Genomic DNA, 17,208 nt, shown 5'->3' with positions numbered 1-17,208 from the left:
CACTGGCACTGGCACTGGCACTGGCACTGGCACTGGCACTGGCACTGGCACTGGCACTGGCACTGGCACTGGCACTGATGAAAAGCCGTTACAAGTCGATAGTCAAGAACAAATTCAACAAGTTAAAGAAGATGGGGTTGTTGATACGGTCACTGGGCAACTTCAAGCACTCGGTACAGGCAATGATTCTGTCACCTGGTTTACCGAACACTCCCAGGGTCAATATGGCGACCTCGTTGTAGATGCGAGCACAGGACAATGGCATTACCACCTAAACAATCATTCAGCCCAAACCAACGCACTATCTGAAGGTGAGCAGCATACTGAGCAATTTGCCATCACAGCGACTGACAACCTAGGACACAAAGTTAATACTGTCATCAGTGTTGAAATTGAGGGCAGCAATGACCTTCCCACCATTTCAGGGCTGCACGCTGCCAGTCTAAATGAGATGGGCAATGTTGATACCGTTAACGGTAAGCTAATCACAACGGACCCAGACCATGGTGATAGCCTCAGCTGGGCAGTACCTCAGCCCCAAGGCCAATATGGCCAGCTCCTAATTGATGAAAAAAGTGGTGTTTGGCAGTATCAGTTGGACAACAGCTCACCGCATACCCTCGGCCTCCACGCCGGACAGGTGGCCAGCGAAACATTTAGAGTCACAGCAACGGATAGCTCTGGCTTACCTGTTAGCCAAATTGTGTCTATCTCTATCCACGGTACCGATGAGGTCGCCAGAATTAGCGGCGTATCCAGCGCATCGCTAACCGAAGATACCGATGTAAATGTTGGTTTTCTTCATACCGACGGCCAGCTGAGTCTGCTCGATCCCGATAGTGGGCAAAACCAGTTTGCAGCCACATCCTTGCAAGGTCAGTTTGGTGCTTTAACCATCAATAACTTAGGTCACTGGACTTACACCGCGGATAACTCGCAAGCGGTCATTCAAGGGCTCAAGTCAGGTGAGTCGTTAACCGATACTCTCAGTGTTCACAGCGTCGATGGCACCGAGCAAAAAGTCACGGTGATCATTAACGGCACTGACGATAAAGCAATCATAGCAGGCACTTCCACAGCTTCTGTAACGGAAGATAAAGACGTTCATGCTGGTCAGCTTCGCGTTGATGGTGCCCTGAGCGTGACTGATGCCGATGCGGGACAAAACCAGTTTGCAGCCACATCCTTGCAAGGTCAGTTTGGTGCTTTAACCATAAATAACTTAGGTCACTGGACTTACACCGCGGATAACTCGCAAGCGGCTATTCAAGGCTTAAAAACCGGTGAGTCATTAACCGATACTCTCATTGTTCACAGCGTCGATGGCACCGAGCAGAAAGTAACGCTGACCATTAACGGCACTGACGATAAAGCAATCATAGCAGGCACTTCCACAGCTTCTGTAACGGAAGATAAAGACGTTCATGCTGGTCAGCTTCGCGTTGATGGCGCCCTGAGCGTGACTGATGCCGATGCGGGACAAAACCAGTTTGCAGCCACATCCTTGCAAGGTCAGTTTGGTGCTTTAACCATAAATAACTTAGGTCACTGGACTTACACCGCGGATAACTCGCAAGCGGCTATTCAAGGCTTAAAAACCGGTGAGTCATTAACCGATACTCTCAGTGTTCACAGCGTCGATGGCACCGAGCAGAAGATTAGCGTCACCATTAACGGCACTGACGATAAAGCAATCATAGCAGGCACTTCCGCAGCTTCTGTAACAGAAGATAAAGACGTTCATGCTGGTCAGCTTCGTGTTGATGGCGCGCTGAGCGTGACTGATGCCGATGCGGGACAAAACCAGTTTGCAGCCACATCCTTGCAAGGTCAGTTTGGTGCTTTAACCATCAATAACTTAGGTCACTGGACTTACACCGCGGATAACTCGCAAGCGGTCATTCAAGGGCTCAAGTCAGGTGAGTCGTTAACCGATACTCTCAGTGTTCACAGCGTCGATGGCACCGAGCAAAAAGTCACGGTGATCATTAACGGTACTGACGATAAAGCGCAAATTGGTGGCGTCGACACAGGCTCAATCACCGAAAATACCGCGGGTTTCGATATGTCACCCGACTATGCCCAACCAGGGATAGCCACACTTGGCAATAAAACGCTGTATGCCGATGGAAAGCTGACAATAACCGATCCTGATGTTGGCGAATCAGGGTTTGAACGCCAAGGAGGCAATGGTTATGACTACCACGGCACCTATGGAGACTTAATCTTACTCACCGATGGCACATGGCATTACCATGCTGATGCAGGGCATAGAGCAGGTAATGGCGGCAGCCCCACAGCTAGCGGCACCGCGATTGACCAACTCGGCGAAGGCCAAAGCCTAACCGATACCATTACTGTTCACTCAAAAGATGGCACAACACACGACATCGTTATCACCATTCATGGCAGTAACGACAGGCCTTATTGCTCATCAGAAGTGGTACTACAAAGTGGCAGCGAAGATACTCGCCAAACCATCACTGCAGCGCAGTTACTCAGTAACACTGTGGATGTTGATAAAAACGATGCAGGCTTACTCACCATTGCCAATCTGCATGTAGATCATGGCTCTATCAGCACCAATCCAGACGGTAGTTTCTCATTCAGTCCAGAAAAAGATTATAACGGCCAAGTCCATTTCAGCTATGACGTAAAAGATGGCCATAGCGGTGTAACTCATACTGGCGCAACGACTACATTAAGCGCAGTTCAAGATAACGCAGTCATTACAGGGCAAGATTCAGGTAGTGTCACTGAAGACAGGCATGTTTCTCCTGCAGTTTCATGGTTTGGTAATATGATAGAGACTCAAGGCCGGTTACATATAACTGATGCCGATTCAGGAGAGAACCATTTTGAATTTAGGTCATTTATCACAGATGCAATGCACCCACAATGGGCCCCCTATACCAGTGTTCTTGGAGGTCATCTCAGCATAGGGGCTAATGGTTTATGGGAATACAAAATAGATACAAGTAAAGCGGTTGTTCAAAATTTGGGCGCTGGTGAGATAGCTATTGATAAGGTTATTGTTCACTCAATTGATGGCACTGAACATGAAATTCAAATAAACATACACGGAACCAACGATACTCCAACGGTTACCGTTATTGCCTTGCCCCATGGTACAGAAGATGTCAGCTATCAAATGCAAGCCAATCAATTTGGCTTTGCTGATGTTGATTCAGGCGATACCTTGTACAGTGTTGCCATCACCAGCGCGCCTGACGCATCTACACAAGGCTCATTCTACCTCGATGGCAAAGCGGTTACTACCGGTCAAACCATTGCCGCTGGCGACATAAGTAAAATGCAGTTTGTCCCAGTCAAAGACTTCAATGGTGACGTTGATTTCAAGTACACAGTTAACGATGGCCACGCCGATTCAGTTGAAGCCAGTAACACTATCCATATCGAACCCGTGGCTGATCTCGCGCTCATATCTGGTGATACCTCAGGCCAAGCAACTGAAGATAGCCATATTGTTAATAGCGCATTCTTACAAGCCAGCGGCCAACTTAACGTCACCGATGCCGATACGTTAGAAAATAGCTTTCAAGCCGAAAACCTTCACCAGCAATCCGATGGAAGTGCATCAATGGGCGGTTTAGCCATGCAAAAAGATGGCAGCTGGAGCTATGTTGTAGATAATGCACGCACTGAAATTCAGTCTTTAGGAGTTAATCAGCAATTAATCGAAAAGTTCACCGTACATTCGACCGATGGTACTGAACAAGAGTTAATGGTAACAATTCACGGCACTAACGATGCACCAAGCTTAAGTTTTAACACTACCTCCAATACTAGCGGTCAGCTTTTAGGCGGTGATATCGATCAAGGTGATGCTCAGCAACTGCAATACGATGCCATTCTACCCCACGGTCAATTTGGTAACATAAGCGTTCACTCAGTTTCTGGTGCCTATAATTATCAGCCTTCGAACTCAATAGCAGGTATGAGTTACGATCCACAAACTCACACCTACACCGGCCACGAGGTCTTTGAAGTACGAGTAGGCGATAGCCACGGTAGTGAAACAAGAGAGTTTTTAACCTTTACCGTAACCGCAACCGTTTCAGCACCCGCGATAACGGGTGGTCAACCTACGATAAGTACTGCAATCAACTCAAGTCCACTGTTAACGACGCTAGCACCAACGGGGATCACTAATACGCCACCAGCAAACAGCGTCAATTTGGACCTAAATACCAGTAGTGATAGCGGCACATCAAATACTGATAACTTAACCAATGACAATACGCCAACAATCTGCGGCACTACCGATGTTCCTTTCTCTCAGGTCACTATTTATGACGGCACGGCCCCTGTTGGCCATGCGCTTTCGGATGCTAGCGGTAATTACACAGCCAACCTTTCAAGCCTTACTGACGGTACGCATAATTTATCTGCCAAGGCATTAGCACCATCATCTGTTTTACCTGTCTTTTCGCCACTACTCGATATCAAAGTGGATACCAGTACGGCAGCACCGAATGTCGACTTAACAGCAACTTCCGATTCAGGGATTTCAGATCACGATAACCTGACCAATGAGCACACGCCCGTTATTACAGGTACTGCTGAAGCCAACTCAACGGTAACCATTAGCGATGAGCATGGCACCATTGTCGCCACAGGAAGTGCCGACGCTAGCGGGACGTACCAGCTCACGACAAGTCACTTAGCTGAAGGCGTACATTCAATATGTGTCGCAGCTACCGATGCGGCTGGTAATCAAAGCCAATCAAGCCTAACGATTGAAGTCGATTACACCGCGCCCACTATCGCGAAGGTTAATTTGAAGACTGAAGCAGACCATCAACCGACATTCAGCGGCAGTGTCAGCTTAGACACGGCGCAAGTTGATATTGTAGTGAAGCAAGGCAGTCAAATCATTGAAACCCTACATGCCACATTAGATGGCAAAGGTGGCTACAGTGTTGATGCAAGCAACTTACCTGATGGTGTTTACGTCGCCTATATTCAAGCAACTGACAATGCTGGCAACCAAACGCCATCAGGTGCAGCAGGTATATTTGATCGCTTCAGCGTCGATACAAATGCCAATGCGCCAAGCATCAGCTTTGAAACAGCAGGCTCTGATCATATTTACAATGCTCAAGAGGTGGCAGTTGGAGCGCCAGGCACTATCACAGCGACAGTAGCTCTGCCTGCGGATACCAACCCCGCAGATATCCTCACGATTAACGGCAATAGCCATCAAATCAGCAACGCCGAATTTTTAGCTGGCAAAGTCGAGATAGACGTTGCCCCCGGCGCCACTGTTACCGCAAGCGTCACCGATCACTTAGGCAATGTTTCATCAATAACCCATGAGACAGCGCCAACAGCAGATTTAACCGCTGCGGCATTAACCTTATCCCTGACTCACGATTCGGGCATTGCAGGTGATCATATAAGCAACGATGGCTCATTGACTATTACAGGCCAAGAGCAAGGTGCCAACGTCGAATATTCAATGGATAACGGTCAAACATGGAGCCAAAGCTTTATCCCAGTGTCAGGGCACAATACTGTGAGCGTGAGGCAAACTGACCCTGCAGGTAATGTATCGCCAAGCACCCAGTTCACCTTTACTTTAGACAATCAAGTCGCAGCGCCCAGTGTTGCATTACAACATGATAGCAGCGCCCATTCGTGGCAACCTGCCGATCTCATCACTAAAGATGGCCAGTTAAATATTGCCACTGAAGCAGGCGCTAAACTGGAATACTCTATCGATGGCGGACATAGCTGGACGACACAGTTCACGCCTATTGAGGGCCAAAATAATCTGCAAGTGAGGCAAACTGATATTGCCGGAAATACCTCGGCAGCCACTAGCTTTAGTTATACCTTAGATACCACGCCAGTCACTGTCACTGTTGACCCAATCTCAAAAGATAATGCACTCAATGCCGTTGAGAATAATCAACCACTCGTGATCACAGGCACAAGCGCTAACATTGCCGCAGGCGATCAGGTCTATGTGAAGTTAGATGATAATAGTGTTTATGTTGCAACCGTGAAAGCAGACGGAACTTGGCAGCTAACGCTCAACGCAGCCGAGCACCAAAGCCATATGGCCGCCGATAAAAACTATCCCATTAAGGTAGGCGCAGTTGATGTTGCCGGTAACGTAACACCAGAAATAACCACCCATTTACTGGTTGATACTCAAAACCCAATCCCTCATATCAGCGTAAATCCAGTCACCGCCGACAACATAATTAATCTCGCCGAGTCAGGACAAAGTATTAATATCAGCGGCCAAGTCAGTGGTGACTTTAATACCGGAGATGCTATTAGCTTAAGCATCAATGGCGCTACAATTAGCTCACTTACAGGCTCCGTCGATGCTCAAGGGCATTACTCTATTGCCGTTCCTGCACAGACTTTAATTAAAGCGAGTATCCACAGTATTTATGCGATGGGGCAGCAACCCATTCACTCTATTGAAGCCACTGTTATCACCACAGATAGCGCCGGTAATCTCGGCAGCGCCACGACGGGCACACAAGCCTTTACCCTTGATACTCAGGCAAATGCAGCAATTCAGCTTGATCCCATCACCAGCGATAATGTTATCAACGCACAAGAGAGTGGTACCGATATTAGCGTGACAGGTCAAGTCAGTGGTGATGCACATCAAGGTGATATCGTTAACTTAGTTGTCGGGCAACATAGCTATAACGCAACGGTTGATCATAGCGGTCACTTCAGCGTTAATATCGCAGGTGCAGAGCTAGCCAACAACGCATCAATCACAGCAAGCGTTACCACCACAGATACTGCAGGTAATCCAGCTAGCGCCAGCCAAGTCTTGCACTATGCCACCGATACACAAGTGGGTATGCCAAGTATTACCTTTGAAAGCCCTGGCAGCGATCATGTCTACAGTAAAGCAGAAATTGCTCAAGGCCATACAGGGACAATTACCGCCACAGTGCATGCCGCAGCTGATGCCCAAGTCGGGGAACACCTTAATATTAATGGTGTCGACCATGTGCTCGATGCCAACAGTTTAGCCCACGGTATTGCCCTTGAAGTGGCGCCAAGCAGTATAGTCAAAGCCATCATGACTGATGAGTACGGTAACGTTAATTCAGCACTCAATATCGCCGCTGGAGCAAAGCCTGAACCCATAGTGGTGACAGCCCCACCTGGCAGTCATCATATCGGCGCATCTTTGGGCGCACCGACGTTACTGCCAACCCAAACCCCAGTTCCAGTTGCCGAGCAAGGTTGGAAAATATTGGTTAATGGCCACTATCAAACCTCCTATACCAGCCAATGGGGCACCTTATCGATAAACCCCAAAACAGGGCAGTTGAGTTATCAAGAGCACGCCAATACCCATACCGGGCCACATGGCTCGGCGCAAAATGTAGGCGTACATGAAGATAGGTTCGAAGTCGCGCTACAAGGTTCACACCATGATGATGTGGTGATGCATGTTCAAGTGAGCATACTAAGCCACGGGCCCGGCAACAGTGGAAAACTGACATTAGGCTCAGAAGTGCTCGATATGACGGTCACCCCGACCTTTAGCCACCCAGCATCACCTGCGACCGTAGCGAGTGATGCCCCTCAAGACGATCCGATGATTAATGTCGTTATTGATGATCCAATGCAGGCTGATGATTTAGTGCAGGCAGATGATTTAGTGCAGGCAGATGATACGCTCACTCATACTGGCGACGATTTAAGCTCTCCCCCTCAAGAGCAAGCCCCAGCAGCAGAGCAGCAAGCCCCCGCCGCCCAAGTCGAAGCGTCAGAGCCTATCGATCACTATCTACAGATGGTCGGTATGAGTCATCACGATCTCGCGCCACAAAGCGCTGCGTCATCGATGAATGATTTGCCCGAAATGCAGGTACTCACCAGCAATGAACCTGATGCCGATATGCTTGATACCAATCAAGTCGATGCGTTTGACAACCCACTGCTAGATGACGATAAGCATGATGTACACCATAACGACTTAACCACTCTTGATGATGCTATTGAGCATCAAGGCGTTGATCAAGCAAACGATGATGATCTACTCCATCAAGCTTTGAACGATATGCATAATCAGCTTTAAAGATCCGATGTCACAGCAATCCGTGAACCGATAAAAGCAGTGGTCACCCTACCACTGCTTTTTTGCCTCCAACCTATTACCAAATATCACTAAAGAGGTAATTAAACACTCATGAATATTAGACCTATTGACCATAAGATTGAGCGGCATGTGCCAACTTGTCTCTATAGCGTTGGAATATAGCTTACTCAATCGGCTTTTACGGCGTATTTGTCATTAAATTCTTGGCATTAATCTTGCGATGTCCCAGTGACTATTTCCTACGGCAAGCTTTATGAGATGTAAGACAACACCCTTTGACACCCTCAACAAATATTCAGGGGAATTTAGCGGCGCCTTTGCCGACTTAGGTACCTTTCTCCCGTTAGTGCTTGGCCTTATCGCCTTAAACCATTTTTCCCCGCAAGGGATCTTTATGGGCTTTGGCTTATTTGCACTATTTACCGCCTTTTACTATCGTCGCCCAATTCCGATTCAGCCGATGAAGGTCATTACGGCCTTAGTCATTGCACAGGGCCTAACGCCGGGTATGTTGCAAGCTAGCGGCATGCTAATGGGACTGATCCTGCTCGTTCTTGCCTATAGCGGCGCTATCAATTGGATGGCAAAGCAACTTTCCCCCGCTATTAGTATTGGTATCCAACTCGCGATTGGCCTACAGCTAATATGGATGGGGGGACAGATGATGAGCCAAACTTGGTTAATTGGACTGGTCGCTTTTATCGCACTATTTGCCAGTAAATTCCTGCCAATGCGCTATTTAGCCATGCCGCTGGTGTTAGGTCTGGGGATTATATGGCAGCTGAGCAGCGGCAATGCTCCTAGCTTCGACCTTTCAGCCTCCTCTGCATGGCAACTTAGTTGGCCAAGCCTTGATGAATGGACCTCTGCTGCGGGCTTATTAGTTTTACCTCAGCTTGCTCTCACGCTCACCAATGCTGTCATTGCCACCTCAGCGATGGCTAAAGAGAAGTTCCCTGAAGATAACAAAGATAAGTTTGCACCAAAGCGTTTTGCCACTAGTTCTGGCTGGGCTAATTTGTTACTGGCCCCCTTTGGTGCCACCGCTATGTGTCATGGTGCGGGCGGCCTAGCCGTGCAGCATCACTTTGGGGCGCGCACTTGGTTAGCGCCGACGATTTTTGGTAGTACTTGTTTGCTTATCGCGCTGTTTTGGGGGCAAGGCATAGCAGGAGTGTTATCACTCATTCCACTTGCGGTGTTGGGCAGTTTGTTGGCGATAGCGGGCACCCAGCTAGCTTGGTCAAAGCGCTTTATCGACGGTAAGCCTTTCTGTATTTTTGTGATTTTAGCCACTGCCGCTATCTGCTTATTAATCAACACGGCTGCAGGACTCGCGACGGGTTTAGTTCTCGAGATGGGGCGGCGCCAATGGCGGATTTATTCTGACATCAAGTCATAAAAATTAGCGTGTGTTTCACTGCAGTGACTGCACCCGAGCAGCTTCCTCTGCTCGGGGATTTCTTTTTCTTACCCCGATAGGCAACCCTAGTCAATCAGCAGTATTGGGAGGAATAATACCCATTTTACAATAAGACACGCTATATCTAATGTTGGCAAAACCTATCTATGATCCGCCGTAGGTTTTTTTAATAACTTGCGTTGTAAAGTGCGTCGATGCATCCCGAGTTGGCGCGCAGTGCCAGACACATTGCCGTTATTTGCATTAAGCACCTGCTGGATATGTTCCCACTCCAAACGCTTTGTTGATAGGGGTTCCTCTTGTAACAGCTCCATATCGCTTTCAAATGACTTAACAGATAATGCACTTAATAAAGTTTGGGTATCAACAGGCTTAGCTAAGTAATTATCGGCCCCCAAGCGAATCGCCTCTACCGCTGTGGCAATGCTGGCATACCCTGTCAGCAGCACCATAGTCACATCGGGCAGTAATTGCCTAAGCGGCGAGATCAATTTAAGGCCATTATCTTGCGCTAACTTCATGTCTAACAAAACATGGCTCGGGCGAAATTGCCTCGCTAGCAGCAAGCCTTGGGTGGCGTCGTGACACTGCTGACATTCGAACCCTTGCTTGGTCATCCGCCGCACCAATACATTCGCTAAAGCGGTATCATCCTCAATAACCAGTAATTTATTCGCCATTACGCTTTTACCGCCTTATCACGCCACAAGGGAAAGCAAACCTCAGCAACAGTGCCGCCCTCTTTTGCGCTACCAAGTAACAACTGGCCACCTAATCTTTCAAAACTCGCATTACTTAACAATAACGCCATCCCCATACCATGCTCGCTTTCAATCAATTTATGCCCGAGCTGCAGCTGCATCGGTGCGGGGATCCCAGCGCCGAAGTCTCTAACAGAAATACATAAGCTGTCACTTTCAATCACTTTCAGGGCAGACACTCTCACTTTAGCTTCGCCGGTATGCGCCAAACTGGCACTGCCGGCGTTTTCAACTAATGCCAATAATGCAGGCAGTAAACTCGCATCTGTTTTTATGCTGACTGGAGTCGAGGCTTGAAGCGATGTAAATTCACAATACTCAAGCTCTAGGGTAATTTCAGGCATGAGTAACAATACTTGCTGCTCAAGTGTTACCAGCAGCTCATTCGCCGTCAACAGACTTTGCCTCTGCTCTCGAATAGACTCTGTTGCCATACGTAATGAGGTTAATGTTTGCTCACATCTATTTAATGCAGTGTTCATCTCTTGCAGTATTTCAGCTTCACTGGTTTGCTCTTCAACCGCTTCATCCACCAGCAAACGTAAACTCGCCAATGGCGTGGCTAATTGATGCGCCATCTGCGCCGATGCCGTGCCCAGAGCCAGTAATCGCTCTTGACGCAATTGCGCCTCGCGCATATAACCTAGCTCTACCTCTTGCTTACGCATACGCTGGGCAATATAGGCCACACTGGTTGTCAGTACTAATGCAGAGATTAAGAAGTTAAACCACATACCAAGGTAGTGGGAGCTCATATCCATACCATGGTGCTTCACTTGACTCTCTGGCACTGAAAAAATCATCAGGCTATACGCAAAAGTCGACAATAGAGTTAATGCCCAAGGTGCCCACAGCGGCAGAACAACGGCAGCAATAGCAATCGGCAGTAACAACAAAGAGATAAATGCATTGGTTGCCCCTCCCGTGAAATAGAGCCAAGAGATCCAAAAAAGGGTATCGATTAACAAGACAATGAAAAAACCATTCTCTTGGCGAGAGATCGCGCCACGGTGCCAAAAAGTAATCCCGAGATAGAGCGCTTCTAAGCTCATCCCCCAGTATAAAACTGGACTAGTAAGAGATAATCCAAAGGTATCGGCGGCAAAAAAGGTTAAACCAATCTTGAGCAGAAGAGCTGCAAACCTCAGTAAAGCTAATTGTTCTGTCGCAGCAAGATTGCGTATGAGTAAGTTTTTAAAGCGCATGTTCATCATGGGTCATTATTCTATTTTTATCGTTTACATCTTTAAGTCAGTCATGACTTTGTCGCAAGGGGAATAACGTAATCTTGTTTCGAGTCCAACTTGAAAGATAGCCTGCTTTTAATCGCTAAACTGGCAAGTCGCTCACAGCTTTGGCTAACGTATTTTGAACGTTTAATCCATATGTGGATGACATCACAACAATTAATGGCAAGTAATTAAAGCTAAGAAGATCAAGCAATAAATAGTATCATTTTAAATTACCTTGCCACTGAGTGCACCAGAAAAACGGCAGCCTTAGTAACCTCCCCCTCTATCGTTATCATCATTGATGTCATATCCTCAATCAGCCAACTTAAGGGCTTTTCATCCTCTAAGCACTGGTTTACTCTTGATAAAGTCCACCTAAGCAAAGAGTGTATTCATGCTATCAGCAAGCTCCATTCCGCTCATTATCGCGGGCCCTGCCCTACGCCATTGTGATGAGCAGCACTTCACTCTGTGGTTTGTCAGCCGCGAGCCGTTATCGACGTTACGCTTAGCACTCATTGGCGCTGAGTTTGATCGTGAGCTCAGCGATAAAGAAGTACAGTGTATTTGCCTTGGTAAGCACGCATTTCAATATTTAGTCAAAGTCTCACAAGATAAGTTGTTACCCAGAGATACTTCGCTGCAATATCAGCTATTTGACGCTGATTCGATGCCATTATTTGACGGCATTGAGGATCTGAATTACTCCGACAAAAAGCCCTGTGAGTTTATTGTAAAACCTCAAGTCGATAAGCTGCTACATGGATCTTGTCGTAACGCGCATCATCATAGTAGCGATGCATTAGTGGCCGCCGATACTCAGTTAATGCAATGCCAAGACATTACCCTGCGTCCTGCCCTGCTCATGATGAGCGGAGATCAAGTGTATGTCGATGATATCGCGGGCCCAATGCTCTATGCGATAGGTCAGGTCATCACCCTTTTAGGCCTGCATCAAGAGCAATTTATCGATGCACCGCTCACAGACTCCAGCCATATTAGTTATCAGCCTGCTGCCATGTATCAGCGACACTTGAACTTACTGCCGAAAACCCAATATAAGTCGAAAACAGCCATCATGAGTTGGTATATCAACCACCCGATTTTTACCTCATCGATTGCAGAAAACCATCTAGTTAGTCTCAATGAATTAATGGCACTCTATCTACTCTATTGGTCACCAGAGCTATGGGACCTTATTGAGATCCCTAAAGAAGTCGCTGGGTTAAGTAAGGTCAATAATCAAAGATGGCAGAGAGAATGGACCCATCTATTAGAGTTTAAAGCCGGTTTAAAACAAGTCCGGCGCTTAATGGCGCATGTACCCACTTATATGATTTTTGATGATCACGATATTACCGACGATTGGAACTTAACGGCCAGATGGGAGTTGGCAGCATACGGCCATGCTTTTTCTAAACGGATAATAGGCAATGCACTGATTGCTTATACGATATTCCAAGGGTTAGGCAATGCGCCCAAACGTTTCGATAATGACATCACACCGGATTTGAATCGCTTTTTTGAGTCCCCCAATACCGAGTCCCAAGATAGCCTTATTGATAAGCTACTTAGCTTCGAGCATTGGCATTACAGCCTACAAACCACACCTAAGCTCTTAGTGCTCGATACCCGTACTCGACGCTGGCGCAGTGAGTCAAACCTAGGTAAGCCATCAGGGCTGATGGACTGGGAAGCCTTAATGGAGCTTCAAGCCGAGTTAGTCAATCAACCTAATGTCATTATGGTGTCTCCAGCCCCTATGTATGGTGTAAAGCTGATTGAGACAGTACAACGAGTCGCCACACTTTGCGGTGGGTCTTTACTGGTCGATGCTGAAAACTGGATGGCTCATCCAGGTACGGCGAACACCTTATTGAGTATCTTTCAGCACAGAAAAACACCTGAGCAGTTCATCATCTTATCGGGCGATGTGCATTACTCGTTTAGCTATGATGTACGTATTCGTTTTCGTCATGGCGGGCCACAGATTTACCAAATCACCTGCAGCGGCTTTAAGAACCAATTCCCAGAAAAACTACTCCCCGTTTTCGATAAGTTTAACGGCTGGCTATACGGGCATTTCTCACCACTTAACTTTTTCACCAAGCGTAAACGAATGTCGATTCGTGGCCGGCGGCCAAATGGCGAGCGCAGTAAACGCTTAGTCAATAAGAGCGGTATCGGCATCGTGGAGATCGCAGCCGATGGTACCCCGACTAAAATAGGTGTTTTACATGCTGATATGAGTGAAACAGAGTTCTTACCGCCAAGGCATTAGGTCATAGAGTCTAGCCCTAGGAACAGCAGGTTCGAGATCCTAGTTCCTAGGCAAAAGCAAAGTCCTAACGGCCGATAGAAGCCGAGAAAGCTAAGACGGAAAGCCAAGACAAAAAGCAAAAGAAAGAGAAGATAAAAGCGATGCCTGTTTTTAGGTCGGTATTTATGCCGCCTTTTGACTGTATAGCAGGACGAAGTCTGCTCTAGCCGCGAAGCGTCCTCGAAACGAGCAGGCGAGTGCTCTAGGTTGTTTATGGCTGTTAGATTAGCCTCTGGAATTGAGTGCTAGCAGGTTCTAGGTTCTAGGTTCTAGGTTCTAGGTTCTAGCAAGAGCGTGCCAATCAATAAGTTCGTAAAACAGCTATAGATTTTGTACTTCATTTTGCAGGTTAAAACCTTCGCAGCTCATATCGATTTTCTCTTGAGTGATTGGATCGATAAAACATAAGCGCTTCGCCATCAGCTTCAGCGGCATAGCGAAATCATCAGCAGCTTTATCGAGCAACTCGGGATAAAGTCTGTCATTTAAAAGTGGCATGCCGAGACTCATCATATGCACCCTTAATTGGTGCGTTTTTCCAGTGACAGGCTCAAGCTCGAATAGACCATATCCCTCATGCACTTCTACTAAACGAATTTCTGAGTGGCTATTAGCTTCGCCATCGCTAATGCACATCAAAAAGCTTGGAGTCGTTTTCTGCAAACGGTTTTTAACCGTCCAGACCATAGGAAGACTTAATGCGCCTTGGTCTATCATCGCCTTAACCTCACTGTTTAAAGGCGCTATGGCTTGGTAAGTTTTGTTGATCCGGCCACGCTTAAACAACTCATGATAGTCATGGCGAGTATCACTATTTAAGCTTAACAACATCATACCGGCAGTCGCTCTATCCAATCGATGTGCAGCGACTATATCTTGGTTACCCGTCTTGATCCGCAGTCTATTAACCAAGCACTCATTGACGAAGTTGCCGCTCGGATTCACCGCTAAAAAGTGAGGCTTAAACACCAGCATAAAATCACTGGTTTGCAGCAACAATATCTCCTCAAAAGGGATAAGTGACTCTTGTTCAACTTCGCGATAATAATAGACTCGCTCACGGGGAATAAATACAGAATCTAACGTAATCAAGGTGCCATCACGCCAATGAACGTTGCCATCAAGGATACGCTGTTGCCACACACTTGCGGCGATTGCTGAAAACTGACTAATAAGAAAACTAATGACGGTGGGTTTGTCGGTTACCGTTTCCGGTAATACGACATAAGAAGCCTGGGTAGCGCGAACAGATGAACTCATAAGACTCGAAATATAACAGTATGCAAAACAAAAGTGGCGCTACTTTATCAAAACTCAGCTTAAGTGTGTTGATTATCTCTAGCGTGTGCTTTGATGAGCTCCAGCACGAAGTTCATAGTCTTGTGGCAATTAGGTTGATTCAATAATCGTAATTTGTCTTGATTATAGAGTGGCAGCACTTCTAACCAACGCTGACTCACCCATGAAGCATCTTCAAGATGCACATCATTCTCATACAGGCCAAATAGATCCGGGTTTATCTCATAAAACTGCTCTAAAGCTGCGCTGATTAATTCAAATTCACCATAAATAGGCTCTTGCTGCCAATTATTGCTACGCAGTACCCGGCTTATCCAAATCCCGTCGCGACGCTGGGCAGCCGACAACACTCTCACCCTTTGCTTACCTTCGAGTACAAGACCTAACGAATCATCATCGAGTTGATTAAAATCGATCACTTCACACTGGGTCGCCATATCATAGCAAGGTAAATCACTGTCACTTTTACTCATACCAAAAACAAGCGGGTAGTGACCCTTGAGGATCTCGGCAATCATGCTTAAGTAACGAGGATCGATCACGCGGATCTCTACTCGACCTTCAGGTAACAACAAGGTGTCATGGGTCAACAACGCCATTTCTTGTGTTTGCATAATAACCTCCCCCCCTTAACTAGGTAGGCCACATCATTTTTACTATGGTTAATAAAGCTAAAGTGTAGCAGCTGAACAAATTTCAGCCAGCTATCACAAATGAGTCACTAGTGGTTAAGTAGACAGCGCTATGATGGGATTTATTACACAAATATCGGTTGGGATTACAGTCTTTCCAATCGCTCTGGCACACATTTTTTATCTATAACATCAGCTAAATCATCGGCTAACACTTGGCTCATCGCTGCAGATTGTCGCCAATATTTAATTCTGCTGTCGCTGTTAAAATGCGTAAAGTCGCCTCTATCCGGTAACTTGCCATAAGGTAAACCCTGCAAATAAGCATCGGTAGGGGCAAGGATTAATGCGTTGTCATAATTGGCTTTCGCTAAGCGCCATGATAGAGACTTATCGAACCAGCCAGGTGACATTTTAGGGTAAAAATGCGGGTATAACGTTAAACCCTGACAATGTTGCAACGGCAAGTCAAAGTGATAATCGGTAATGCCGCCATCATAATAATGGCCTTTGGGCGCGCCATCAATTTGAGTCACTGGTGCTAGCACCCAAGGGATTGATCCCGTTGCCAATAAGACTTGGTGGACATTACGTTGTGACAGCGAATAAAACTGACTGGGTAAATCATTAAGCACAGCAAAAGGGGAGTTTTGTTGCTCAACACCAAAAACACAGCGCTTAAAATGCAAAGATAGACTCTTACGATTGACTAGGTTGGTCATCGCTGCTGCGGCTAATCCTAAGGCTAATGGTGCACGTCCACCGACTCGATTAAGGTGCCTCGCCTGACAGGCAATATAATGGCTATTAATGTGCTTATGGTTAACTATTTCAGCCGCGCCAGCACTCCCAAGTAGGCCTTCGATGATACTGGTTACTTGCTCAGACACCTCACGTGCTGTCGGTTTAGTGTCGTAACGCTGCCCAATATAAAGCGTCTCTAACCGATCGTAAGCTGATTGCGGATTCGATTGCGCCAAACATGCCAGTCGCCACGCGCCAGATGAAGCACCAAGCGTATGTAAAGGCTGATTTAAGTCTTTAAAAAACTCAGTATACAAGTAACGATCAAGGCCGGCGATCCCGATCCATTTAGGCCCACCAGAGGCCGCAAGTAATTGCGAAAACAGCTCAGGTTTAAACTCATTTTCAGTTAATGCTTTAAACGCCTTTGGCCCGGCGATAAATCGTAATGAAGACACATAAATCCTTAAGGGTTAATCATTTTTGCTTTCAATCGGTCTACGCCATACCCTAAACTCGATACCTCATGGACGCAACAGGGAAGTATTATGGACAATAGCCCATAGGCGTTCGACGCTAAAGCGATTGCCTAAGTTAACTCTGGTATAGACTAAGTTAACTCTGGTATAGACTAAGTTAACTCTGGTATAGACTAAGTTAACTCTGGTATAGACTAAGTTAACTCTG

General features: G+C 46.8%; 8 protein-coding genes. 3 read left to right on the top strand and 5 right to left on the bottom strand.

Annotated elements, in window-relative coordinates:
* Together ACVBIL_RS19710 and ACVBIL_RS19705 are read left to right on the top strand one after the other, a co-directional pair.
* Window positions 1-8,089 (top strand): VCBS domain-containing protein (locus ACVBIL_RS19710; RefSeq protein ID WP_447168639.1); only part of this gene is annotated, 8,089 nt, incomplete at its 5' end.
* Window positions 8,090-8,363: 274 nt separating this feature from the next.
* Entirely contained in the window at window positions 8,364-9,512 is a 1,149-nt protein-coding gene (locus tag ACVBIL_RS19705) for a putative sulfate/molybdate transporter (protein WP_447168638.1), read from the top strand.
* Window positions 9,513-9,673: 161 nt separating this feature from the next.
* On the opposite strand, the gene ACVBIL_RS19700 is transcribed toward ACVBIL_RS19705, so the two are convergent.
* Both ACVBIL_RS19700 and ACVBIL_RS19695 read right to left on the bottom strand, forming a co-directional pair.
* A complete protein-coding gene (locus ACVBIL_RS19700; RefSeq protein ID WP_447168637.1) occupies window positions 9,674-10,213 on the bottom strand; it encodes a response regulator transcription factor in 540 nt (179 codons plus the stop codon).
* Entirely contained in the window at window positions 10,213-11,508 is a 1,296-nt protein-coding gene (locus ACVBIL_RS19695) for a sensor histidine kinase (protein ID WP_447168636.1), read from the bottom strand. The genes ACVBIL_RS19700 and ACVBIL_RS19695 overlap by 1 nt, the downstream gene beginning before the upstream one ends.
* A gap of 412 nt (window positions 11,509-11,920) precedes the next feature.
* Between ACVBIL_RS19695 and ACVBIL_RS19690 the strand changes: the two genes are divergently transcribed.
* Window positions 11,921-13,807, top strand: a complete 1,887-nt coding sequence (locus ACVBIL_RS19690) for an alkaline phosphatase family protein (protein WP_447168635.1) — start codon at window positions 11,921-11,923, stop codon at window positions 13,805-13,807.
* A gap of 360 nt (window positions 13,808-14,167) precedes the next feature.
* Here ACVBIL_RS19690 and ACVBIL_RS19685 read toward each other — a convergent pair whose 3' ends face one another.
* From ACVBIL_RS19685 to ACVBIL_RS19675, 3 genes are all read right to left on the bottom strand, one after another.
* The gene (locus tag ACVBIL_RS19685; protein WP_447168634.1) at window positions 14,168-15,106 is read right to left on the bottom strand and encodes a pseudouridine synthase; all 939 of its coding nucleotides are present in this window, start codon (window positions 15,104-15,106) and stop codon (window positions 14,168-14,170) included.
* Window positions 15,107-15,165: 59 nt separating this feature from the next.
* A complete protein-coding gene (locus tag ACVBIL_RS19680) occupies window positions 15,166-15,759 on the bottom strand; it encodes an LON peptidase substrate-binding domain-containing protein (RefSeq protein WP_447168633.1) in 594 nt (197 codons plus the stop codon).
* Window positions 15,760-15,923: 164 nt separating this feature from the next.
* The gene (locus tag ACVBIL_RS19675; RefSeq protein ID WP_447168632.1) at window positions 15,924-16,979 is read right to left on the bottom strand and encodes a patatin-like phospholipase family protein; all 1,056 of its coding nucleotides are present in this window, start codon (window positions 16,977-16,979) and stop codon (window positions 15,924-15,926) included.
* Between the last annotated feature and the right edge of the window lie 229 nt (window positions 16,980-17,208).

The sequence above is a fragment of the Shewanella sp. 125m-7 genome (assembly GCF_052977045.1).
Note: the sequence above shows the minus strand (reverse complement) of the source record. Positions and strands in the feature narration are given on the sequence as shown.

Coding starts and splice junctions, on each gene's coding strand:
- ACVBIL_RS19705 (WP_447168638.1), top strand. CDS start 8,364: ATGAGATGTAAGACAACACCCTTTGACACCCTCAACAAATATTCAGGG.
- ACVBIL_RS19700 (WP_447168637.1), bottom strand. CDS start 10,213: ATGGCGAATAAATTACTGGTTATTGAGGATGATACCGCTTTAGCGAAT.
- ACVBIL_RS19695 (WP_447168636.1), bottom strand. CDS start 11,508: ATGATGAACATGCGCTTTAAAAACTTACTCATACGCAATCTTGCTGCG.
- ACVBIL_RS19690 (WP_447168635.1), top strand. CDS start 11,921: ATGCTATCAGCAAGCTCCATTCCGCTCATTATCGCGGGCCCTGCCCTA.
- ACVBIL_RS19685 (WP_447168634.1), bottom strand. CDS start 15,106: ATGAGTTCATCTGTTCGCGCTACCCAGGCTTCTTATGTCGTATTACCG.
- ACVBIL_RS19680 (WP_447168633.1), bottom strand. CDS start 15,759: ATGCAAACACAAGAAATGGCGTTGTTGACCCATGACACCTTGTTGTTA.